This window comes from Streptomyces sp. NBC_00210, from assembly GCF_045160975.1.
Lineage (GTDB): Bacteria > Actinomycetota > Actinomycetes > Streptomycetales > Streptomycetaceae > Streptomyces.
In genome coordinates this window covers 6,468,785-6,491,165 of record NZ_CP108120.1, presented here as the reverse complement: position 1 = coordinate 6,491,165, position 22,381 = coordinate 6,468,785, and the positions used below count along the sequence as shown (strand labels likewise).

Below are 22,381 nucleotides of genomic sequence, written 5' to 3'. Positions count from 1 at the left end.
CTCCGGGTTACTCGCCGGGCTTGAAGGTCACGGGCAGCCGGGCGGGGTCGCTGCCGGTCGGCGCCACCTGGAGGGTCTTGAGCGCGAACTCCATGACCTTCTGGTAGATCGGGCCACAGATCTGGCCGCCGAAGTAGCTGCCCTTGGTGGGGTTCTGGATGGCGCAGTAGACGGTGATGCGCGGCTTGTCGGCGGGCGCGAACCCGGCGAAGGAGGCCGTGTAGCCGCGGTAGCGGCCCAGTTCCGGGTCGACCCGGTTGGCCGTGCCGGTCTTGCCCGCGACCCGGTATCCGGGGATGCGGGCCTTGGTGCCGGTGCCCTCCTCGTCGCCGACGACCGACTCCAGCATCGTCGCGAGCGTGCTCGCGGTCTGCTGACTGACGACACGGGTCTTCTTGGGAGCGGGCGCCGGGGCGAAGTGGCCGTCGGGGCCCTTGGTGCCGCGGATCAAGGTGGGCTCGATGCGTACGCCGCCGTTGGCGATCGTCGAGTAGACGGAGGCCGCCTGCATGGCGTTGAGCGAGAGGCCCTGGCCGAAGGGGATCGTGTACTGCTGCGAGGTGGACCAGTTCTGCGGTTTGGCGAGGATGCCCGGCGTCTCGCCCGGGTAGCCGATGCCGGTGGGGCTGCCGATGCCGAACTTCCGCAGATACGAGTGGAGGACCTGGTTGGCCTCCGGCTGGGTCTTGCCGAGCTGCCCGGCCGCCAGGATGGTGCCGATGTTGCTCGACTTGGCCAGTACCCCGTTGAGCGTGAGATACCAGGTGGGGTGGTCGATGTCGTCCTTGAAGAGCCGGTCGCCGCGGTGCAGCCGGTTGGGGACGACGACATGGGTGCCGGGCCCGGCGGCCTTCTCCTCCAGCACGGCGGCCATGGACATCACCTTGGCGGTGGAGCCCGGCTCGTACGCGTCCTGGAGCGCGGCGTTGCCCATGGCGGCCGAGTTGGCCTGGGTGAGGTCGTTGGGGTCGAAGCCGGGCGCGTTGGCCATGGCGAGGACCTCGCCGGTCCGGGTGTCCTGCACTATCACGTAGCCGCGGTCGGCATCGGACTTCCTGACCTGCTCGGCGATGGCCTGCTGGGCCGCCCACTGGATGTCGCGGTCGATGGTCAGCTCGATGTCGGAGCCGGGGACCGCGGGGACCTCGCGGGAGCCGGCGGTGGGGACGCGGCGGCCGCCGGACTGCGCGTAGGTGATCTTCCCGTCCTGGCCGGCGAGGGCTCTGTCGAGCATGGACTCCACGCCGCCGCCTCCGCGGCCCTCGGCGTTGACGTAACCGAGTATCCCGGCGGCGAGATCGCCGTTGGGGTAGACGCGTTTGCTGCTCGGCTCCTGGAACACGCCGCTCAGCACATTGGCGCCGGGTCCGCCCTTGCGCTTGTCGGCGACGGCCTTCTCGGCGAAGACCGACTTGAGATCCTTGATCTGGTTCCAGACCTGAGGGGTCTGGCGGCGGGCCAGCACGGTGTAGCGGGACTTGGGGGTCTTCAGCTTCTTGGCGAGCTCACCGGCGTCCTTGCCGAGGATGGGGGCGAGCAGTGCGGCCGCCTGTTCCGGGGCGTCGGGAGCCTTGCTCTCCTTGGGCATGAACATCTTCGGGTCGGCGGTGATGTCGTACGCATCGACGCTGGTGGCCAGGGCGATGCCGGCCCGGTCGGTGATCTCACCGCGCTCGGCCGTGAGCACATGGCTGAGGTAGCGGTTCTTCTCCGCCTTGGCGGCGTACGCGCTGGCGTCGACGGCCTGCACCTGCAGGAGGCGTACGACGAAGACCAGCATCACCAGGGTCAGGCCGAGGCTGACCAGGCGCAGCCGGGGGCGCGGGCTGCCCAGCCGGATGATGCGCGGGCCAGGCCGCGGGCGGCGGGCCGCGGGGCGGACGGACGGACGCCGGGCGGGTCCTGGCACCCGGCGGCGCGGAGCTTCCTTGGGCACTGCGTCACCTGCCGGGGGTCGTCGGGGTCGGCTTGGCGGGCGGGCGGGACGGCTTGGCTGCCTGGGTGGGACCGGCCGCCTGGCTGCTGGGCCCGGGGCCGGCCGCCCGGCCGGGCTTGGGGGGCGTCGGGGGTTTGAGGGGCGCGGGCTGCTGCTGGGCGGCTGGTGCGGATGACGGTGCGGCGGGGGCCGTCGCCGATGAGGGCGAGGCGGGCGACGGAGACTGCGAGACGGGGGGCGACGCCGGCGTGCCGGGATTCGCGGGGGTGCCGGGATTCGCGGGGGTGCCGGGCGACGCGGGAGTGCTGGGCGACGCGGGCGACGCGGACGCGGCCACCGGAGCCGGGATCTCCATCGGCGTCGGGGCCGGCGACGGCCGGGCGGTGGCCCGGCGGGGCACGCCGCGGACCGTGCCGTCCGGCTCGAGGAAGGCGGGGCTGCCGCCGGGCACCATGCCCAGTTCGCGGGCGCGCCGCTCCAGGGCGTCGGGCGCGGAGCGGGCGTCCACGTCGCGCTGCAGCGCCTGCTGCTCGTCGGTGAGCTCAGTGGTCTTCCGCTTGAGCTCGCTCAGCTTGAACGAGCCTTGGTTGAGCGCGGAGTTCAGCAGCAGCAGCGTGATCAGCCCGCCGCCGAGAAGCACCACGACCAGCAGGACGAAGGGGGTACGGGCCGCGGTGCTCGGCCCTGACGGCATCAGCTTGGCCAGCCGCGCCGCCCGCCCCTTCAGCTGCTTGGCCGCAGCGCTCACACGTCCTCCCGGATGCGCTGCGCTCCCCTGAGCCGCGCGGGCGCCGCACGGCGGTTCTGGGCGACCTCTTCCTCGGTCGGCAGCTCCGCACCGCGAGTCAGCAGCTTGAGCCGCGGCTGGTACTCCTCGGGCACCACCGGCAGGCCGGGCGGCGCCGTATTGGCCGCGCCGGCCGCAAAGACCTGCTTGACCAGCCGGTCCTCGAGGGAGTGATACGACAGGACGGCGATGCGGCCACCGACGGCGAGGGCCTGGACCGCCGCTGGGATCGCCTGCTCCAGGACGGTGAGCTCGCCGTTCACCTCGATGCGCAGGGCCTGGAAGGTGCGCTTGGCCGGGTTGCCGCCGGTGCGCTTGGCGGCCTGCGGCAGCGCGTCGCGGATCAGCTCGACGAGCCGGGCGCTGTTGGCGAAAGGCTCCTTCTCGCGCTCCCGTACGACTGCCGAGACGATCCGCTTGGCCTGCTTCTCCTCGCCGTACGTACGCAGGATCCGCACCAGCTCGCCCGGCGGGTAGGTGTTGAGGACCTCGGCGGCGCTGACGCCCGTCGTCTGGTCCATGCGCATGTCGAGAGGGGCGTCCTGGGCGTAGGCGAACCCGCGCCCGGCCTCGTCGAGCTGCATGGAGGAGACGCCGAGGTCGAAGAGGATGCCCTGGACGCGCGGGATCTTCAGCCGCTCGAGGACCTCTGGCAGCTCGTCGTACACGGCGTGCACCAGGGTGGCCCGGTCGCCGAAGGGGGCGAGCCGCTCGCCGGAGAGCCGCAGCGCTTCCTTGTCCCGGTCCAGCGCGATCAGGCGCGCCTCGGGGAACTGCGTGAGCAGGGCCTCGCTATGTCCGCCGAGGCCGAGGGTGCAGTCCACGACGACCGCCCCGGGCTGCTCCAGGGCCGGTGCCAACAGGTCCAGGCACCGCTGGAGCATCACCGGGACGTGTCGGGTCTGACTCATGCGCGCCCCTCGCAGAGCTCGGGGCGACATTCGCCAGGCGCACGGCTTCCAATGATTCGCTCGCTGCGCTCGCTCATGCGCCCTCTCAGATCCGGAGCGGGCGTACGTACTGCCGGGTCCCCGCCCGCTCAGAAGAGTCGTACGTACGCCGCACACGCGGGGAATTACGTCAAAATTGCAGTATGTGCAGGATGTGTCCCTGAACTTCGCGTCACTTTAGTCCACAGGCCCTCCGGGTCAATCAACCGGCCGCTGCGTGGCGCGGGGCGGGTGGGACAGGTGTCGCGCGAGCGGACAGTTCACTCGTAAGGAGGCGGCCGCATCACTCCTGTGGGTTAGCTCACAACAAGGCTCATTGATGTTCTTTGTCCCGTCTCACAGCAGGCCTCGGTCGCGTGTGCCCATTACCGTCGTCACCATGTCGACTTCCGCGCATCACCCTGCTGACGCAGCCCGCTCCGGCGGTACGGTCACCGACCGTCTTGTCGAGGCGAACCTGCGCTACGCCGCCGGCTTCCAGGACCCTGGGATGGACGCACGTCCCGTGTTGGGCGTGGCCGTGGTCGCCTGCATGGACGCCAGGCTCGACCTGCACGACGCGCTCGGCCTCGAACTGGGCGACTGCCACACCATCCGCAACGCGGGCGGCGTGGTCACGGACGATGTGATCCGCTCGCTGACCATCAGCCAGCGCGCGCTCGGTACACGCAGCGTCATACTCATCCACCACACCAACTGCGGCCTGGAGTCGCTGACCGAGGACTTCCGGCACGAGCTGGAGGACGAGGTGGGGCAGCGTCCGTCATGGGCGGTGGAGGCGTTCCGGGACGTCGACCAGGACGTACGGCAGTCGATGCAGCGGGTCCGCACCTCGCCGTTCCTGCCGCACACCGACGACGTGCGAGGCTTTGTCTTCGATGTGACACAGGGTCTGCTGCGCGAGATCGATCCCTCGGTGTGACCGAGCGGACACCTCAGAAAACACGGCAAAGCATCCATATCCCACCCCTTTATCCACAGGCGAGTGACACAACGCGGTAACGCCAACAAGAATGCGTGTGTGGCACCTTCCGGAAGCTTCCGGAGATGGTGTGTGAGTTGGGGTGGGCCGGGCCGTCTGACGAGCCCGGCCCGTAGAACGGGCCGAGGAGGGCCGGGTGACGACCTATGACGATCGAGCGAGCCTCACAGATCTGACCACCACAGCGGAGCGGGTCCGCAGGTCGGTGGAGGGTGTGATCGAGGGCAAGCCTGAGGTCGTACGGCTTTCGCTTACTGTGCTGCTCGCCGAGGGGCATCTGCTCATCGAAGATGTGCCGGGCGTGGGCAAGACGATGCTGGCGAAGGCGCTGGCGCGGTCCATCGACTGCTCGGTGCGGCGTATCCAGTTCACGCCGGACCTGCTGCCGTCCGACATCACCGGTGTGTCGATCTTCGACCAGCAACAGCGTGACTTCGAGTTCAAGCCGGGCGCGATCTTCGCCCAGATCGTGATCGGCGACGAGATCAACCGCGCATCGCCGAAGACGCAGTCGGCGCTGCTGGAGTCGATGGAGGAGCGCCAGGTAACCATCGACGGGCAGACGTATGAACTGCCCAGCCCCTTCATGGTGGTGGCCACCCAGAACCCGGTGGAGATGGAGGGCACCTATCCGCTGCCGGAGGCGCAGCGCGACCGTTTCATGGCGCGGGTGTCGATCGGTTACCCCAGCGCGGACGCCGAGCTGCAGATGCTCGATGTGCACGGCGGCGTCTCGCCACTGGACGATCTGCAGCCGGTGGCGCACGCCCACGACATCGTGAAGCTGATCGACGCGGTGCGTACGGTCCATGTCGCCGAATCCGTACGGCGGTATGCGGTGGAGCTGGTGGCGGCCACCCGCAGCCACCCGGACCTCAGACTCGGCGCGTCGCCGCGCGCCACGCTGCATCTGCTGCGGGCCGCGAAGGCCACCGCCGCGCTGAGCGGCCGTGACTACGCCCTGCCGGACGACGTCCAGTCGCTGGCGGTTCAGGTGCTCGCGCACCGGCTGCTGCCCACCGCGCAGGCGCAGTTGAACCGGCGTACGGCCGAGCAGGTCGTGCTGGAGATCATGCAGCGCACCCCCGTGCCCACGGCCAACGGCTCGGAGACCAGCTACGTCCCGGGCCGGCCGGCGCAGCCGCCGCTCTACGGCCAGCAGCCCGGCGCCCGGCGGCTGTGATGTCGGCCGGGGCGCCCGCCGCCGCGGAAGGCAAGGACACGGGCGGCGTGCGGGCGGCCCTGGGCGGGCTGACCACACGCGGCCGTTCCTTCCTCGCGGCCGGCGTGGCGGCGATGGTGTGCGCGTACGTCCTCGGGCAGGGCGACCTGCTGCGGGTCGGTCTGCTGCTCGCCGTGCTGCCGCTGGCCTGTGTGGCCGTGCTGTACCGCACCCGCTACCGGGTCGCGGGCAGTCGGCGTCTTTCCCCGTCGCGGGTGCCCGCCGGGTCCGAGGCGCGGGTGCATCTGCGGATGGACAACGTCTCGCGGCTGCCCACCGGGCTGCTGATGCTCCAGGACCATGTGCCGTATGTGCTGGGGCCGCGGCCCCGGTTCGTACTGGACCGGGTGGAGGCGGGCGGCCGGCGCGAGGTCTCCTACCGGGTGCGCTCGGATCTGCGCGGGCGCTATCCGCTGGGGCCGCTGCAACTGCGGCTGAGCGACCCGTTCGGGATGTGCGAGCTGACCCGATCCTTCAGCGCCTACGACACCCTCACCGTCATTCCGCAGACCGAGGCGCTGCCGGCGGTGCGGCTCGCGGGTGAGGCCGCGGGGTACGGCGACGGGCGCCAGCGCTCACTGGCGCTGGCCGGCGACGACGACGTGATCCCGCGCACCTACCGCTACGGCGACGATCTGCGCCGGGTGCACTGGCGCTCCACCGCGCGCTACGGCGAGCTGATGGTGCGCCGCGAGGAGCAGCCGCAGCGGGCCAGATGCACGGTGCTGCTCGACACCCGGCGCACCGCCTATCAGGGTGCGGGTCCCGACTCCGCCTTCGAGTGGGCCGTGTCGGGCGCCGCCTCGGCGCTGGTGCACATGCTGGAACGGGGCTTCGCGGTCCGGCTGTTGACCGACACGGGAAACTCGGTGCCCGGTGAGGGCGCCGACGGCTTCGCCGGGTCGACCCAGGAGTCCGCGGACTCCGCCGGACTGATGATGGACACGCTCGCGGTCGTCGACCACTCCGACGGCACCGGGCTCTCGCCGTCGTACGACGTGCTGCGCGGCGGGAACGAAGGGCTGTTGGTCGCCTTCTTCGGCGATCTGGACGAGGAGCAGGCGGCCCTGGCGGGGCGCATGCGCCAGCGCAGCGGCGCCGCTGTCGCCTTCGTCCTGGACAGCAAGGCCTGGGTGACGAGCGGCGCAAGTGCCGGGGCCGTCGAGGACCGGCTGAGACTGCTGCGCGAGGCGGGCTGGACGGCCCTGGCCGTGCCGCAGGGGGCTGCGCTCTCGGAGCTGTGGCAGCAAGCCGGCCGGCAGCGCGCCGAGGCCTCCGGCAGCGGTACGAACGGTTTCTCTGGGGGTTGGTCATGAGCGGTCGCGGAAGGCTGGCGCTCTGTGCCTATGCCGCCACGCTGATGGCGGCGGGCGCGATGCTGCCGCTGGTCGAGCCGGCCACCTGGATGCTGCAGGCGGCGTTCCTGCTGGCGATCCTGAGCGGCGTGGGCGCACTGACCCGGCGGGTGCCGCTGGCCCGCCCGCTGACGGTGGCGGTGCAGGCCCTTGTCATGCTGCTGCTGCTCACCATGGTCTTCGCCCGGGGCCAGGCGATTCTCGGCGTGCTGCCGGGACCCGATGTGTTCCAGCAGTTCGGCCACTTGCTGAACGCGGGCGGCGAGGACGTCGGGCGGTACGCGATCCCGGCGCCGGCGACCGACGGCATCAAGCTGATGGTGATCGGCGGCGTGCTGCTGATCGGCCTTGCGGTGGACGCCCTCGCGGTGACGTTCCGCAGCTCGGCCCCGGCGGGGCTACCGCTGCTCGCCCTGTACTCGGTCGCCGCGGGCCTGGCCGGCGGCGGCGCGAGCTGGCTGTGGTTCCTGCTGGCTGCCACCGGATATCTGGTGCTTCTGCTGGCCGAGGGCCGCGACCGGCTCTCCCAGTGGGGCCGGGTCTTCGGCGGTGCCCCGCCCGGGCCGGGGCGCTGGGTCCCCGCGGCGGGCGGCAATCCCACCGCTCCGGTCCGCACCGGCCGCCGGATCGGCGCACTCGCCCTCGGTGTCGCGCTGGTGGTCCCGGCGGCGCTGCCCGCGCTGAACGGCGGGCTGCTGGGCGCCACCGGCAGCGGCGACGGCCCGGGACCCGGCGGCGGCACCATCTCCGCGGTGAATCCGCTGGTCTCGCTGCAGGACAGCCTGAACCAGCCCGACAACCGCGAGGTCATCAGGTACCGCACGAATGCGACGGACACCAAGGACCTCTATCTGCGGATCGTCGCGCTGGACGAGTTCGACGGGACGGCGTGGAAGTCCTCGGAGCGCAAGGTCAAGGACGTGCCGGACCAGCTTCCGCAGCCGGAAGGGCTGAGCTCGGCCGTCGGCGTCACCGAGATCAAGACGAACCTCTCCGCCGCGGGCTCGTACAAGCAGAGCTGGCTGCCGCTCCCCTACCCGGCGACGAAGGTACAGATCGACGGACGCTGGCGCTACGAGCCCACCGGGCGGACGCTGGTCGGCGACCGCGGTCAGAACACCCGCGGCGCGCAGTACTCCGTCACCAGCCTGCTGGTGAAGCCGACGGCGGATCAGCTGGCCTCGGCGCCGGCCGCGCCCCCGAAGCTGCTGCGCGAGTACACCAGGGTGCCCGAGGGGCTGCCCGACGTGGTCCGGGAGACAGCGAAGGTGGTGACCAAGGGAGCCACGAACGACTACGAGCGGGCGGTCAAGCTCCAGGACTGGTTCGCGGTCGACGGCGGCTTCCGGTACGACACACAGGTGGCGTCGGGTACGGGCATCGAGGCGATCAGCCGGTTCCTGAAGCAGAAGGAAGGCTTCTGCGTCCACTTCTCGTTCTCGATGGCCGCGATGGCCCGGACGCTGGGCATACCGGCGCGGGTCGCGGTGGGCTTCACGCCCGGCTCCCCGCGCCCGGACGGCACGATGTCGGTCGGTCTGCGCGAGGCGCACGCCTGGCCCGAGCTGTTTTTCGAGGGCGTCGGCTGGACCCGGTTCGAGCCGACCCCGAGCCGGGGCTCCGCGCCGGACTACACCCGGCCCGAGTCGCCGAGCGGCAATCCGAGCAACCCGGCCCAGCCGTCGGCCACTCCATCGTCGGAGCCGACCACGGTGCCTTCCGCCTCGGACAGCTGCCCGCCGCAGGCGAAGCGGCTCGGCGACTGCGGGGCGGCCGCCCCGCAGGAGATCCTGCCGCCCACCGACCCGGGCACCTCGCTGGGGACCGTGCTGGGCGTAGTTGTGATCGTGCTGGCCGTGGTCCTCGTACCGCTGCTGCCGATGCTGTGGCGGATCAGGGTGCGGGCCGCCCGCCTCGGCTCCGGCGGGCGCACGCCCGAGGACGCCTCGGCCCGGACGCTGGCGGCCTGGCAGGAGATCGCCGACACGGCCTGGGACCACGGCATCCTGCCCGACGACTCGCAGACGCCCCGCAAGGCGGCTGCCCGCATCGTCCGGCTGGGACGTCTTGAGGGCGAGTCGGCGGACGCGGTGCACCGGGTGGCCCATGCGGTGGAGCAGGTGCTGTACGCGCCGGTGCCCCGGCCGGGCACGGGACTGACCGAAGACGTCGGGCAGATCCGGCTCGGACTCGGTGCCGCGGTGAGCCGTTGGACGAAGCTGCGGGCAGTGCTCGCGCCCCGCTCAACCGTCCGGGTGGTATGGGCCCTGTCCGAGCGCTGGGCGGCGGTCACGGACCGCTGGGGCGTGCACCGCCTGCGGCTGGACCGGTGGTCGCAGATCCTGCGCCGCCCGTCCCGGCAGCGAGGCTGATGCGAAGGCTGATACGGGTGAGGGGCCGACGCGATTGCGTCGGCCCCTCACTCGTATCAGCCCTTCACCCGTAAAGCCTGTGGAGGCGGTGAAGCAAGAAGTTCAGTTGCCGTGCTCGTCGCGGCGGCGCTGCCACCGCTGCTCGATCCGGGCCATCAACGACCTGCGCTGACGAGGATGGCGGCGAGAGGTCGCTGCCGCGTCCCCCAGGGTCTGTTGCTCACCCGGCTTGGGCGCCTTGCGCCATCCGGTGACCGCGAGAACCGCACAGCCGAGCATGACGAGGAATCCCACCACGCTGATCCAGATCTGCTGCGCGACCATTCCGGCCATGAGGAGCGCGATACCCACCAGGAAGCCGACGACTGCCTGGTAGACCCGTCGCCGGGTGTACGTACGCAGCCCGCTTCCCTCAAGCGCTGTAGCGAACTTGGGATCTTCGGCGTACAGCGCTCGCTCCATCTGCTCGAGCATTCGCTGCTCGTGCTCCGAGAGCGGCACGGAGTCCTCCTAGTCGTCGGTCGCGGGGGCGACCGGTATGCGGCCCTTTCAGGATAGGCAGGGAATCGCCCCCGTGAAACCCGCCCTCTACGCCAATTCGCCAGTCCGGGCCGCCACGGCGGCTTTGGCTGCTGAGGCGTAGATTCCCCAACCGCCAATCCGTCATGCCGGATGGTGTCCCCCGATCATACGGGGCCAAGGCCACGATCGGGGGGTCTGTGGCGTACTCCATGTGCGGCTGCGCCGCTGATCAGCCGCGCTTCTCGCCCAGTACGTGCAGCTGGGTGGCGACGGAGTGGAAGGCGGGCAGCTCGGCGGCCGCGGCCTCCAGCTTGAGCAGCGCGTCCAGCGCGCCGGGCTCGGTGTCCACCAGGACGCCGGGGACGAGGTCGGCGAAGACCCTGACACCGTGTACGGCGCCCACGTCGACGCCCGCGTCGGCCAGCAGCTCGGTCAGCTGCTCGGCGGTGAAACGCCGGGGCACCGGGTCGCCGTTGCCCCAGCGGCCTGACGGGTCGTTCAGCGCATGGTGGGCCTCGGTGAAGTGCCCTGCCAGCGCCCTGGCGAGGACGGCCCCACCGAGCCCGGCGGCGAGCAGACTGATGGCGCCGGACGGACGGAGCGCGTCCACGGCATTGCGCACGCCCTCGGCCGGGTCGTCCACGTACTCCAGGACTCCATGGCACAGCACCGCGTCGTACCCACCGCGCTCGACGACGTCGAAGAGACCGTGGATGTCCCCCTGGACCCCGCGGACCCGGTCGGCCACTGAGGCCTCCGCGGCCCGGCGCTCCAGCGCGAAGAGCGCGTTGGGGCTGGGGTCGACGACGGTGACCCGGTGCCCGAGCTTGGCCGCGGGCACCGCGAAGTTCCCTGAGCCGCCGCCGGTGTCGAGGATGTCCAGGGCGTCCGACCCGATCGCCTTGACCCGGCGGTCGAGGGCGTCCTTGAGGACCTCCCAGACCACGGCGGTACGGAGGGAGGCGCGGGGGCGCATCGGGTCCGACACGGCAGTTGACTCCTCGGACGGTGCCGCCCCGGTCCCGGGGCGTGAGCGGGGTGGACGGTCGCTCGAGTGTTGATCGAGTGAACGGTGAATACGCAGCCCACCCTATTGCCTCCGCCAAGCATCCCGGCCCCTCCCTCTCACCCCGCGGCGCCTCCCGCCTCCGGCTGCTCGGCGCGAGGCTGCGGCAGCACCGGCTGGAGCACCAGCAGCCGCTCCACCAGGCGCAGGAACATGGCCGCGTCGCGCAGCAGGTCGTCGGCGTCGCGGCTGCTCGCCGCGCCCTGTATGCCTGCCTCCGCGCGCGCCCTGCGGCGGGCGCCCGAGGCGAACAGCGCACTCCACTCGGTCAGCTCGGGCGCTATCTCGGGCAGGACTTCCCAGGCACTTCGGATGCGCTGCCTGCGGCGCTCGCTGGTCTCCGGGCGGCCGCGGGCCGCGAGCACCGCGGCCGCGGTGCGAAGGGCGGCCAGATGGGCCGTGGCATACCGTTCGTTGGGCGTTTCGAGAGTGGCGGCCTCGTCGAGACCCGTACGGGCCTGGGCGAGCAGGTCGAGGGCGGCGGGCGGTGCCGAGGCCCGCCGCAGGACGGGGTGCACGTCGTTCGCCGGTCCGGTCAGTGAGGGGGCAGGGCCGGTGGCGCGGCGCCGGTGTGCGGCTGCTGCGTAGGAGCTGGCCATGACGAACCTCCTGTCGTCGTGTGACGGCGCTGTGGCCGTATGTGTCCATCGTGAGGGGCACCACTGACAATCGGCTCTGACCTGCTGCTTTCTCTGTGGGGACCGCTGCTTGCCTTGTGGAGACGGCTGTTTTCCCCAACAGAGGTGGCTTACGGGGGCGGACGGCTAAGGTGAGGTGAGTAGTACGCGCGATCCCCCGGAGCGGTCATGCGCGGACATCGCCCCGACCCTCCCGACAGTGGGCAGCAACTCCTGCTCACCCTCGGGCAACTCGTCGACCAGGCCCTGGAGCGGATCAAGCTGCAGCGGGCCCGCGTCGAGCTGGCCATGGTCCTGCAGCGCCATATGCTCCCGCCGGAGTTGCCGAAGCTGCCCGGCCTGCATATCGCGGGCCGTTACTCGCCCTCACGGGACGGTCTCGACGTCGGCGGCGACTGGTACGACGCCTTCGTGATGATGGACGGGTCGCTCGGGCTCGCGATCGGCGATGTGCAGGGCCACGATGTGGAGGCCATCGCGTTCATGGGCCAGGTCCGCACCAGCCTGCGGGCCCTCGCCGAGGGGACGAGCGATCCGAGAGAGGTGCTCAGCCGCACCAACAACCTGCTGATCTCGATGGGCTTCGGCCTCTTCGCGACCTGCTGCTTCCTCCGGTTCGACCCGGTCAGCCGCGATCTCACCGTGTCCCGGGCCGGCCATGTCCCGATGATCTGGGCCACCGCGGGCGGCCGCTCCGGCATCGCCCTGGACAGCGGCGGCGCGCCACTGGGCGTCGTGCGGGGCGAGCGCTATCCGGTGACCCACCGACGGCTGACGGAGGCAGGGGTCCTCGTTCTGCTCACCGACGGCGTCGTCGAAGGCCCGACCTACCCGATGGAGGCCGGCCTGGCCGAGGTGCACCGGCTGGCCCGCACGGGATTCGACGCCGACCCCGACGTGCTGGCCTCGGCCGTCATCAAGGTCGCCGAACGGACCGGTCACCGTGACGATGCCGCCGTCCTCGTCGTCCGTTACGACGGCCCGCCGGTGCCTGGGTAACCGCGCAGCACACCGTACTCGACCCGCCCGGCCCGGACAGCCGATCCCGCCGTCCCGGTCGCCGGGGGCCCACCGGGAGCGCAGAATGCTGTGGTGCGCACTGCGGAGATCGGCCGTTATGGGCCTCCTGCCCTGCAGATCCTCGCTGTCGCCGCCTTCTATTACGGGGCCGCCCGACTCGGGCTGCTTCAGCAGCTGGTACGCGGTCAGGTCACGCCGCTGTGGCCGCCGACCGGAGTGGCCCTGGCCAGTCTGCTCGTCCTCGGCCTGCGGATCTGGCCGGGCATCGCGCTCGGCGCCTTCCTGGTCAATGTGTCCATCGGCCCCTCGCCCCTCGCCGTGCTGACCATCGTCGCCGGCAACACCCTGGCTCCGGTCTGCGCGTACCTGTTGCTGCGTCGGGCCCAGTTCCGCAACGAGCTGGACCGACTGCGGGACGTACTGGCACTGATCTTCCTCGGCGCCCTGGCCGGAATGCTGATCAGCTCGACCGTGGGCAGCGGGGTGCTGGTGCTTGCCGGGGCACTGGAGGGGAGCGACTTCTGGCCGACGTGGTCGGTGTGGTGGACCGGTGACGCGATGGGGGTCCTTGTCGTCACTCCGTTCCTGCTCGCGCTGCGCAGGGCCCGGTGGCCACGGGATGCCGGGATCGGCCGCTGGATCGAAGCGGTGGCGCTGCTGCTGGGCACGCTCCTCGTGACGATTCTGGCGACCAGTACCGGCAGTTCCGCCCTGTTGTTCCTCGTCTTTCCGTTCCTGATCTGGGCCGCGTTCCGCTTCCAGCTGGCCGGTGCCGCGCCGTGTGCGCTGGGGGTGTCGACGCTGGCGATCCTCGCCGCGGCCCGGGAGTCCGGCCCGTTCGCCGGTCACGACCTGTTCGCCAACATGGTCACGCTGCAGGCCTTCAACGGCGCCACGGCGCTGACGGCCCTGCTGCTCGCGGCAGTCATCACCGAGCGCGACAAGACCTATGAGGAGATCAAACAGGTCTGCGCACGGCTCGCCGAGATGGTGGCCCATATGGAGCCGCGCCTGGAGTCGTACGACTTCCGCTCGGCCGAGGACGAGGAAAAGTGACGCCCGGAACCGCGACGGACAAGGCCGCGACGGACAAGGCCGCGACGGACAGGGCCGCCTGCGGACGGGATCTCGATCGCTGAACCAGCCTCTTTTGCTTCGGACGGAGATTCGGAGTAGTTTTTGAACTGACCAGTCAGTTCAAAAATGTTGGGGGGAACGCGTGGGTAGCTCTGACAGCCCTGACGGCAGCCACGGGGCGGCCGTCACCGCCGAGGACTTCGGCCTCAAGGGCCCGCGCGGCTGGACGTTCCGCTCGGTGAGCATCAAGGCGGAACCCGGTTCGCTCATCGCGATCGAGGGCCCGTCCGGCTCCGGCCGCACCTGCCTGCTGCTCGCGCTCGCCGGCAGGATGCGCCCCACCGAGGGCCACGCCGAGATCGGTGGTCTGCCGCTGCCGCGCAAGATGGCCGCGGTACGCCGGATCAGCGCGCTCGGCCCGGTGACGGGCGTCAGCGAGCTCGACCCGGCCCTGACCGTCGCCGAGCATCTGCGTGAACGGGGCTTGCTGCAACGCCACTTCGACGGCTCGCTGCGCACCCTGCTGCGGCCCCGGGCCGAGCGCGCAGCCGCGACCCGCAGCCGTATCGACGAGGCGCTGGAGGCGGCGGGGCTGGACCTGGCCGCACTCCCCAAGGGGGAGCGCACGGCCGTACGCGATCTGGAGCGGCTCGAGGCGCTGCGCCTGTCCGTCGCCCTCGCGCTGATCGGCCGGCCGCGTCTGCTCGCCGTCGACGACGTCGACCTCAAGCTCTCCGACACGGACCGGGCCGAGGCCTGGAAGCTGCTGCGCTCGGTCGCCGAGGCGGGCACGACGGTGCTCACCGTGTGCAGTCAGGCGCCGGAGGGCACGACGGCGATCCGCACGGCCGCCACCACCGACCCGGACGCCCCGGACGCGGCCCCGGCCCTGGAGAGCGAAGCCGCGCCCGACGCAACTCCTGGCGCCGTGCCCGCCAACACAACCGAAGCCACAGAAACCACGTCCGAAGTCACGCCCGAAGACGCGTCCGCGGACACCGACCAGGACACCACCGAGGAGGGGACGACCGATGCGCTCGCCGAAACTGGCCGCGCTTGAGCTGAAGCGGTTCGGCAGGGGGAAGCTGCCGCGCGCCGCACTCGTCGCGATCCTGCTGCTCCCACTGCTGTACGGCGCGCTGTACCTGTGGTCCTTCTGGGACCCGTACGGACAGCTCAACCGGATCCCTGTCGCACTCGTCAACGACGACAAGGGAGCCACCGCCGCCGGCAAGAAGATCGCGGCAGGCAACGAAATCACCAAGGGCCTGCATGAGAGCGAGGTCTTCGAGTGGCACGAGGTGAGTGCCACCGAGGCCCGCAAGGGCGTCGAGGACGGGTCGTACTACCTGTCCCTCACCATGCCGAAGGACTTCAGCAAGCGCATCGCGTCGAGCTCCGGCGACTCCCCCGAGACCGGCGCCCTTCAGGTCCGTACGAACGACGCCAACAACTACATCGTCGGACAGATCTCGCGAACGGTCTTCTCCGAGGTGCGCACCGCCGCTTCGACCAAGACCTCTCGTTCCTTCCTCGACCGGATCTTCATCTCCTTCTCCGACATCCATGACGCGACCGAGAAGGCGGCGAAGGGCGCCGACCAGCTCAAGGGCGGGATCGGCAAGGCGAAGAAGGGCTCCAAGGACCTCGCGGACGGGCTCAAGGACGCCAAGGACGGCAGCGGCAGGCTCGCCGGCGGCCTGACCAAGCTCAACAAGGGCGCGGGCGACCTCGAGACCGGCTCCCAGCAGGTCGCCGACGGCACCCAGGAACTCGCCGACAAGGTCAACGGGATCGCCGCCGACGTCCGTCCGTACCTCAAGGACAACGGCAAGGCGATCGGCGACACGGCCCGGCTGGTCGCCGACTCCTCGCAGGCGGTGCGCCACAACCTCGACATCCTCGTGAAGACGGCACCCGGCTCCGCGGCCCTCGCCCACAAGTCGGCCGACGAGCTGAGCGCCATCTACAAATCGCACTGCGAGGACGCGCTGCTGCCCGACCCGACCGCCTGCCCCGCCCTCAAGCGTGCCAAGGTCACAGCCGCCGATGTCGCCACGGTCGCCGACGACGTCAACGCCCTGGTGAAGAACAACAACGGCGACCTGAAGAAGCTCGACGGCCAGCTCGCCGATCTGCAGAAGAAGGCGAACGACCTGGCCAAGCGGTCACCGCACCTCGACGAGGACCTCGAGTCCTCCGTCCGCAAGATCAATGAGCTCAACTCGGGCGCCAGGAAGGTCGCTCAGGGCGCGGACAAGCTGCACACCGGACTGAGCAGCGCCAAGACGGGCTCCACGGATCTCGACAGTGGTGTCGGCAAGCTCAAGAACGGCGCCAACAGCCTGGACGGCGGCATGTTCAAGCTCGCGGACGGTTCGACCGAGCTGGCCGGCGGGCTCAACAAGGGCGTCGACAAGATCCCCGACTACGACAAGAACGACCGCGACCGCCGCACCGAGGTGATGGCCGACCCGGTGAAGCTGGCCAGCCAGTCTCTGCACAAGGCACCCAACTACGGCACCGGCTTCGCCCCGTACTTCATCCCGCTGTCCCTCTGGGTCGGTTCGATGGTCGCGTACATGCTCATCCAGCCGCTCAACCGGCGGGCCCTGGCCGCCGGCGCCTCCGCCTGGCGGATCGCGGTGGCCGGCTGGCTGCCCGTCGCCGCGATCGGCCTGGTGCAGGTCGGCGCGCTGATGTCCGTGCTGCACTGGGGAATTGGCCTCGAGATGACCCACACGGCCGGGACGATCGGCTTCCTCGCCCTCGTCACCTGCTGCTTCGCGGCCATCATCCAGTGGCTGAACGCCCGCTTCGGGGCGGCGGGACGGATCCTCGTACTGGCGTTGCTGATGCTCCAGCTGACCTCGGCCGGCGGCACCTACCCGGTGGAGACCAGCCCCGGTTTCTTCAACGCCATCCACCCCTTCCTCCCGATGACGTACGTCGTCGAGACGCTGCGCCTGCTCATCACGGGCGGCGGACTCGGCCCGGTCTGGCAGGCGTGCACGATTCTGATCGCCTTCACCGCGGGCGCGCTGGCGCTCACCGCCGTCTCCGCACGGCGCAAGCAGGTGTGGACGCTCGACAGGCTGCACCCGGAGCTGAGTCTGTGAGGACGGCCGGACCTGTGAGAATCGATGCCATGGACGGCATGGACAGCACGAGCACCAGACGCCGGGCGACCCGGGCGAAGCTCTATGAGGCGGCGGTGACGCTCATCGCCGAGCAGGGGTTCTCCGCCACCACGGTGGACGAGATCGCCGAACGGGCCGGGGTCGCCAAGGGCACGGTCTATTACAACTTCAAGAGCAAGACCGAACTCTTCGAGGAGCTGCTGCGGTTCGGCGTCGGCCTGCTCACCTCCTCGCTGCAGTCCGCCGCCGACGAGACGACTGAGCGCGGCGGCAGCAGGGTCGAGGCACTGGACGCGATGATCAGGGCCGGTCTGGGGTTCATCGAGCGCTATCCGGCCTTCACCCAGCTGTACGTCGCCGAGCTGTGGCGTACCAACAGGGCCTGGCAGTCGACCCTCCTCGTGGTGCGGCAGCAGGCGGTGGCCGTCGTCGAGAACGTGCTCCGGGAAGCCGTCGAGAACGGGGAGTTGAGCGAGGAGATCGACATTCCGCTGACGGCGGCGGCGCTGGTCGGGATGGTCCTGGTGGCGGCGCTCGACTGGCAGGCCTTCCAGCCGGAGCGGTCGCTCGACGATGTGCACTCCGCCCTGTCGCGGCTGCTGCACGGCCGGGTCAGCGGCCGCTGAGGCGCGCTCCACGCGCGCGTGCTGGACGGTGCGCGCTCCGGACAGCCGCGCGAGCGTGCGCCTGACAGCGCGCGGATACAAAAGTGCCGGTCCGGTGAGGCTCGATCCCCCCGAGCCCCGCCGGACCGGCGTGTTTCCCCCGTACCCCCGTTGTTCCCCGTCTGCCCCCGTTGTTCCCCCGTGGAGCCGGAGAACCCGTGTGCCGGAGAGCCCGTGGTCAGTGGGTTCTCCGTCGTGCACCCCCGTTCCGTCAGGGGAGCCGCGCCGTTCCGCCGCCCCGTGTCGTCGGTACCGGCGCCGCGCCCCCTCCGTGGTCTCCACTCTTCCGTCTACGCAGGTGAGGCCCCATCCGCGCGCGTACTCATCTCGCCCACTAGGTACGGATACTCAGCTGTCCGTGCTCATCCCCACCCGCGCGGGCAGCCGACTGGTTACGATCGCGTCCGTGTCCGTACTCCCTCTCGTCTTCACCAGCGGCTGGGCCAGCGGGATCAACGCCTATGCGGTGGTTCTGCTGTTCGGCATCTTCGGTGCGACCGGCCTCACCGACGAAGTGCCCGAATCGCTTCAGCGCACCGATGTCCTGATCGTGGCCGGAGTGCTCTTCCTCTGTGAGGCGGTGGCGGACAAGATCCCGTACGCCGACTCGGTGTGGGACTCGGTGCACACCGTGATCCGGCCGGTGGCGGGCGCGGTCGTGGCGGCGTTGCTGGCCGGGGAGAACGGCTCACTGCCCGAGCTCGCGGCCGGTGCGGTCGGCGGTTCGGCCGCGCTGATGAGCCATCTGGTCAAGGCCGGCACGAGGATGGCGGTGAACACCTCGCCCGAGCCGTTCAGCAATATCGCGCTGAGCACGGCGGAGGATCTGGGCGTCGCCGGGATCATCTCGTTCGCGGTCTTCCATCCGCTTGCGGCCGCGATCATCGCCGGGACGCTGCTCCTGCTGGGGGTGGTGGTACTGGCCTTCGTCGCCGGCAGGATCCGCCGGTTCCTGCGCCGCAGGGCGCAGCGCCGCGAGGGCCGCGCCTACCGGGGGCCGGCCCCCAGGCCGCCGGCCGACGACGCGGTCGGCAGCCGCGCGGCCCAGCCACCGCCCTGGTGATCCGCCCGCCGGAGCCCAGCCGGCCCCGAACCCCGGTGACCGGACCGCCTGGACCCACTGTCAGTGGCGGCGGATAAAGTCGCTGACATGGCACGGATTGCGGTGATCGGCGCCGGGATGGGCGCCATGGCGGCTGCCGCCCGGCTGGCCGTGGCAGGCCACCGGGTGACGGTGTACGAGCGCTCGGCGACCCATGGCGGCGCGGTGGGCCGGTTCGAGCGCGAGGGCTTCGGCTTCGACACCGGTCCCGCTCTGCTGCATCTGCCCGCCGTCTGGCGGGACTTGTTCGTCAAGACCGGCAAGGAGCCGCTGGAGCGGTGCGTCGAGCTGGTCCAGGTCGACCCGGCGAGCCGTCATGTATTCGCCGACGGCACCGCGGTGTCCCTGCCGAATGCCTCGCGGGCCGGCATCGTCTCCGCGCTGGACGCGGCGCTCGGGGCGGGCGCGGGTGCGCGCTGGGGCGACTTCCTGGGCCGCGCGCGGGACGCCTGGGAGCGCACCCGGCGCCCCCTGCTCGAGGAGCCCCTGCCCGCCGACCTGTCCCCGCTGGAGCGGGAGCCGTACCCGGCGCTCAGGTCCGGGCTGCTGCGGCGCTCGGCGAGGACGCTCGCCGAGGTCGGCCGGCGCGAGCTCGCCGATCGGAGGCTGGCGGCGCTGCTGGAGAGCTACGCCCTGTCGTACGGCTTCGATCCGGTCACCGCCCCCGCCTCCGCCGCCGTGCTGCCGTACATGGAGCAGACCTTCGGCAGCTGGTACGTGCGCGGGGGCATGCGCGCACTCGCTGACGCCGTGTACGAACGGTGCCTCGCCCGGAAGGTCGAGTTCGTCTTCGGCGCCGAGGTGAGCGGCGTACGGGAGAAGGACGGCCGGGCGGCGGGTGTCGAGCTGGCCGATGGGCGGCTGATCGAGGCGGACCAGGTGGTCGCGGGCGCGCCCGTGCCCGCCCTCTACCGGGACCAGGTCATCGGCTGGGAGAGCCAGGACGAGTGGCCCCGCTTTCAGTCGGCAGTACGGACCGGACGGGTCACCGTGTGCCTGGCGTTGCGGGGCGCGCGGCCCGCGGACGCCGTGCACCGGACGCTGGTGCACTCGGCGGACCGGGCGGACGAGCTGGACGCCCTGGCGGGGGCCAGGCTTCCCGACCGGCCGACCGTCGCGGTGCTGCGTCCGGACGACGAGCGGCTGCGCCCCGACGGGCACCATGAGTCGGTGACGGTCACCGCGACCGTCCCGGCCGGAGGCCTGTTCTCCTCGGAGAACCTGTGGGGCGGCGAGCCGCAGCCGGTGGATGCCTTCGCCGACCGGATGACCGAGGCCGCGGAGGCTGCCATACCCGGGCTGCGGGAGCGGTTGCTGTGGCGCGAGGTCCGCACCCCCGCCGACACCTTCCGCGAGACGGGCATGTACCAGGTGCCGGGCCCGGCGCTGGCCGGTGCGCGCGGCGCGCTGCTGCCCGCGGCCAACCGGTCGCCACTGCCCGGGCTGCACTTCGCCGGCGGCTGGGCCCACCCGGGCGGCTCTCTCGCGCACGCGGGGATGTCGGGGGCGCTGGTGGCCGGTCTGATCGTGGAGGGCGCGGACTTCCGCGGCTCTCAGTGACAGGCCCTGGCTGACAGGCCCTAAGCGTCAGTAGCGGTACTGCTGCTCGTTGTACCCGGACCCGGTGTCGTAGCCGTAGGGCGAGGGCTGCTCCGCCGGCATCGGCGGAGCCTGCTGCTCGCCGTCGCGCTGCTGGGGCACCCACACCCCGCCGGGCGGCGTCTCGCTGTGCTGAGGCTGTGCGTAGGGGTCCGCGTACTGCTGCTGGCCGCCGTAACTGTCATAGCTGTCGTACGTGTTGTACTGCTGTCCGCCCACGTACGGATCGGAGTAGGGGGCGTACTGCTGCTGCCCGCTTCCGTAGTCGTACTGACCGGCGTAGCTCTCCTGGCCGGTGGGCTGCTGGGCGTAGCCGGAGTAGTAGGTGTCGTACATGCCGCCGTACTGGCCGTAGCTCTGGCTCTGGTCCTGTTGCTGCTGCGCCGCCGCATAGGCCTGGTCGCTGTAGACGCCGTACTGCCCGGTGTCGTCCGGGAGCGGCTGCGGCTCGTACACCGGCTCCGGCTCGTATCCGGACGCCGGCTCGGCCGCGCCGTGCTCGTAGGAGAGGTCCGAGACCTCGAGTGTTGGCTCGCGCAAAGCGGCCTCGTCCGGCCTGGCGCCGGACTTGCGACGGCGGCTCACGCCCGGACTGCCGCCGAGCGCCCAGCCGGTGGAGAAGCCCCGGCGGAACGAGAGCGTGACGTACGTCTGGCCGACCGCGAAGGCTATCGCGCCCAGCGCGATCACCACGACGGAGGGCAGCAGTACGCCGACGACCACGCCGAGGAATCCGGCGAACGCGAGCAGCCGCCAGCGCAGTCGCGCCTTGTACTGCAAGAGCACCTCGCCGAGCAGCCACAGCGCGACGATGCCGAACGCGGCGTAGAGGACCGTCCAGCCCATGCCCGCCCCTCTCCTTCGGTCACCGCCCGGGGTGGGGGCGGGTGCGACCGATCACGACTGCTCGTGCAGTCCGAGATTCTCGTAGATTTCGAGCGTCGCAGTGGAGTTGTTGAGCGTAATGAAATGCAGTCCGGGGACACCCTCGGAGAGCAAACGTGCGCAGAACTCCGTTGCGAACTCGATGCCAATGGAGCGTACAGCGGCGGGATCCTCCTTGACGGTGAGGATCCTCTCTTTCAGGTCCGGCGGGAACGAGGCATTGCTGAGCTGGGCAAAACGCTCGAGCTGCTTGACGCTGGTGACCGGCATGACCTCGGGGATGATCGGGGTCTCGCAGCCTGCCTCCGCGACCCGGTCGCGCAGCCGCAGATAGTCCTCCGGCTGGAAGAACATCTGCGTGATCGCGTAGTCGGCACCGGCGCGGCACTTATCCACGAAGTGCCGGGTGTCGGTGTCCCAGTCCTCCGAGCGCGGATGCATCTCGGGGAAGGCTGCGACGCCGACGCAGAAGTCACCGGACTCCTTGATCAGCTGGACGAGCTCGGCCGCGTACCGCACCCCGTCGGGGTGCTTGACCCACTCGCCCATCGGGTCGCCGGGCGGGTCGCCCCGGACGGCGAGGATGTTGCGGATCCCGGCGTCGGCGTACTGGCCGATCATGTTGCGCAGCTCGGCGATGGAGTGGTTCACCGCGGTGAGGTGTGCGACGGGGGTGAGGGTGGTGTCGGCGGCGATCTGCTCGGTGGCCTTGACGGTACCGGCGCGCGTCGAGCCGCCCGCGCCGTAGGTCACGGAGACGAAGTTCGGGGCGACGGCCTCGACCCTGCGGAGCGCGTTCCAGAGGTTCCGCTCGCCCTTCTCGGTCTTGGGCGCCCAGAACTCGAAAGAGTAGGAAGGTTTGCCGGTCGCAAGCAGCTCGCGCACTGTCCGTGCGCGATCCGTCCTGGTGGAAGCTGTTCCGAGGGCCATAACTGCAGGTTATCCAGGGCTCGACGGTCACCCAACCAGAACCAGGGAATATGTCCGTATTGTCTGCCTAATGTCCACCCCTCGGACAGTTATGCGCTTCCCGTTGTCCACCGCGCCCCCTTCACGCGCCGCC

Annotated in this window: 19 protein-coding genes; 11 read left to right on the top strand and 8 right to left on the bottom strand. The window is 70.8% G+C overall.

Translation table 11 applies throughout. The annotated features are described in order from the left end of the window. Positions 1-7: 7 nt before the first annotated feature. The 3 genes from OG729_RS29315 to rsmH are packed head-to-tail and all read right to left on the bottom strand — an operon-like array spanning position 8 to position 3,634. Entirely contained in the window at positions 8-1,936 is a 1,929-nt protein-coding gene (locus tag OG729_RS29315) for a peptidoglycan D,D-transpeptidase FtsI family protein (protein ID WP_405808868.1), read from the bottom strand. A 4-nt stretch (positions 1,937-1,940) separates the two neighbouring features. Then, a complete protein-coding gene (locus OG729_RS29310; RefSeq protein WP_405808866.1) occupies positions 1,941-2,684 on the bottom strand; it encodes a septum formation initiator family protein in 744 nt (247 codons plus the stop codon). Next, a complete protein-coding gene (gene rsmH / locus OG729_RS29305) occupies positions 2,681-3,634 on the bottom strand; it encodes a 16S rRNA (cytosine(1402)-N(4))-methyltransferase RsmH (RefSeq protein WP_405808864.1) in 954 nt (317 codons plus the stop codon). Before rsmH ends, OG729_RS29310 begins: the two co-directional genes overlap by 4 nt. A 418-nt stretch (positions 3,635-4,052) precedes the next feature. Between rsmH and OG729_RS29300 the strand changes: the two genes are divergently transcribed. The 4 genes from OG729_RS29300 to OG729_RS29285 all read left to right on the top strand — a co-directional run bounded on the left by OG729_RS29300 (position 4,053) and on the right by OG729_RS29285 (position 9,604). Further along, complete coding sequence (locus tag OG729_RS29300) at positions 4,053-4,595, top strand: carbonic anhydrase (protein WP_360866290.1); 543 nt, start codon at positions 4,053-4,055, stop codon at positions 4,593-4,595. 196 nt (positions 4,596-4,791) lie between these two features. Further along, positions 4,792-5,838 (top strand): MoxR family ATPase, encoded by a 1,047-nt coding sequence (locus OG729_RS29295; RefSeq protein ID WP_360866293.1) that lies wholly within the window; start codon positions 4,792-4,794, stop codon positions 5,836-5,838. Beyond that, positions 5,838-7,193, top strand: a complete 1,356-nt coding sequence (locus OG729_RS29290) for a DUF58 domain-containing protein (protein ID WP_405808861.1) — start codon at positions 5,838-5,840, stop codon at positions 7,191-7,193. Before OG729_RS29295 ends, OG729_RS29290 begins: the two co-directional genes overlap by 1 nt. Beyond that, the gene (locus tag OG729_RS29285) at positions 7,190-9,604 is read left to right on the top strand and encodes a transglutaminaseTgpA domain-containing protein (RefSeq protein WP_405808859.1); all 2,415 of its coding nucleotides are present in this window, start codon (positions 7,190-7,192) and stop codon (positions 9,602-9,604) included. The genes OG729_RS29290 and OG729_RS29285 overlap by 4 nt, the downstream gene beginning before the upstream one ends. A gap of 102 nt (positions 9,605-9,706) precedes the next feature. On the opposite strand, the gene OG729_RS29280 is transcribed toward OG729_RS29285, so the two are convergent. The 3 genes from OG729_RS29280 to OG729_RS29270 all read right to left on the bottom strand — a co-directional run bounded on the left by OG729_RS29280 (position 9,707) and on the right by OG729_RS29270 (position 11,791). After that, entirely contained in the window at positions 9,707-10,105 is a 399-nt protein-coding gene (locus OG729_RS29280; RefSeq protein ID WP_405808857.1) for a DUF3040 domain-containing protein, read from the bottom strand. A gap of 250 nt (positions 10,106-10,355) precedes the next feature. Beyond that, positions 10,356-11,114 (bottom strand): methyltransferase, encoded by a 759-nt coding sequence (locus OG729_RS29275; protein WP_360866304.1) that lies wholly within the window; start codon positions 11,112-11,114, stop codon positions 10,356-10,358. A gap of 137 nt (positions 11,115-11,251) precedes the next feature. Continuing rightward, positions 11,252-11,791 (bottom strand): SAV_6107 family HEPN domain-containing protein, encoded by a 540-nt coding sequence (locus OG729_RS29270; RefSeq protein ID WP_405808855.1) that lies wholly within the window; start codon positions 11,789-11,791, stop codon positions 11,252-11,254. A gap of 207 nt (positions 11,792-11,998) precedes the next feature. Here OG729_RS29270 and OG729_RS29265 point away from each other — a divergent pair, with 207 nt between their 5' ends. The 7 genes from OG729_RS29265 to OG729_RS29235 all read left to right on the top strand — a co-directional run bounded on the left by OG729_RS29265 (position 11,999) and on the right by OG729_RS29235 (position 20,394). Continuing rightward, a complete protein-coding gene (locus OG729_RS29265) occupies positions 11,999-12,829 on the top strand; it encodes a PP2C family protein-serine/threonine phosphatase (RefSeq protein ID WP_360866310.1) in 831 nt (276 codons plus the stop codon). A gap of 93 nt (positions 12,830-12,922) precedes the next feature. Then, a complete protein-coding gene (locus tag OG729_RS29260) occupies positions 12,923-13,906 on the top strand; it encodes an MASE1 domain-containing protein (protein ID WP_405808852.1) in 984 nt (327 codons plus the stop codon). 163 nt (positions 13,907-14,069) lie between these two features. Continuing rightward, entirely contained in the window at positions 14,070-14,987 is a 918-nt protein-coding gene (locus tag OG729_RS29255; RefSeq protein WP_405808850.1) for an ATP-binding cassette domain-containing protein, read from the top strand. Then, a complete protein-coding gene (locus OG729_RS29250) occupies positions 14,959-17,046 on the top strand; it encodes a YhgE/Pip family protein (protein ID WP_405808848.1) in 2,088 nt (695 codons plus the stop codon). The genes OG729_RS29255 and OG729_RS29250 overlap by 29 nt, the downstream gene beginning before the upstream one ends. 38 nt (positions 17,047-17,084) lie before the next feature. Further along, complete coding sequence (locus OG729_RS29245; RefSeq protein ID WP_360866322.1) at positions 17,085-17,693, top strand: TetR/AcrR family transcriptional regulator; 609 nt, start codon at positions 17,085-17,087, stop codon at positions 17,691-17,693. A 445-nt stretch (positions 17,694-18,138) separates the two neighbouring features. Then, entirely contained in the window at positions 18,139-18,795 is a 657-nt protein-coding gene (locus OG729_RS29240; RefSeq protein WP_360866325.1) for a DUF4126 domain-containing protein, read from the top strand. Between the two features lie 87 nt (positions 18,796-18,882). Next, a complete protein-coding gene (locus OG729_RS29235; protein ID WP_405808846.1) occupies positions 18,883-20,394 on the top strand; it encodes a phytoene desaturase family protein in 1,512 nt (503 codons plus the stop codon). 27 nt (positions 20,395-20,421) lie between these two features. Here the strand turns inward: OG729_RS29235 and OG729_RS29230 are convergent, their stop codons facing one another. Both OG729_RS29230 and metF read right to left on the bottom strand, forming a co-directional pair. Continuing rightward, positions 20,422-21,279, bottom strand: coding sequence for a hypothetical protein (locus tag OG729_RS29230; RefSeq protein WP_405808844.1), 858 nt, complete (start codon positions 21,277-21,279; stop codon positions 20,422-20,424). A gap of 51 nt (positions 21,280-21,330) precedes the next feature. After that, complete coding sequence (gene metF, locus OG729_RS29225; protein ID WP_405808842.1) at positions 21,331-22,248, bottom strand: methylenetetrahydrofolate reductase [NAD(P)H]; 918 nt, start codon at positions 22,246-22,248, stop codon at positions 21,331-21,333. Positions 22,249-22,381 lie beyond the last annotated feature (133 nt).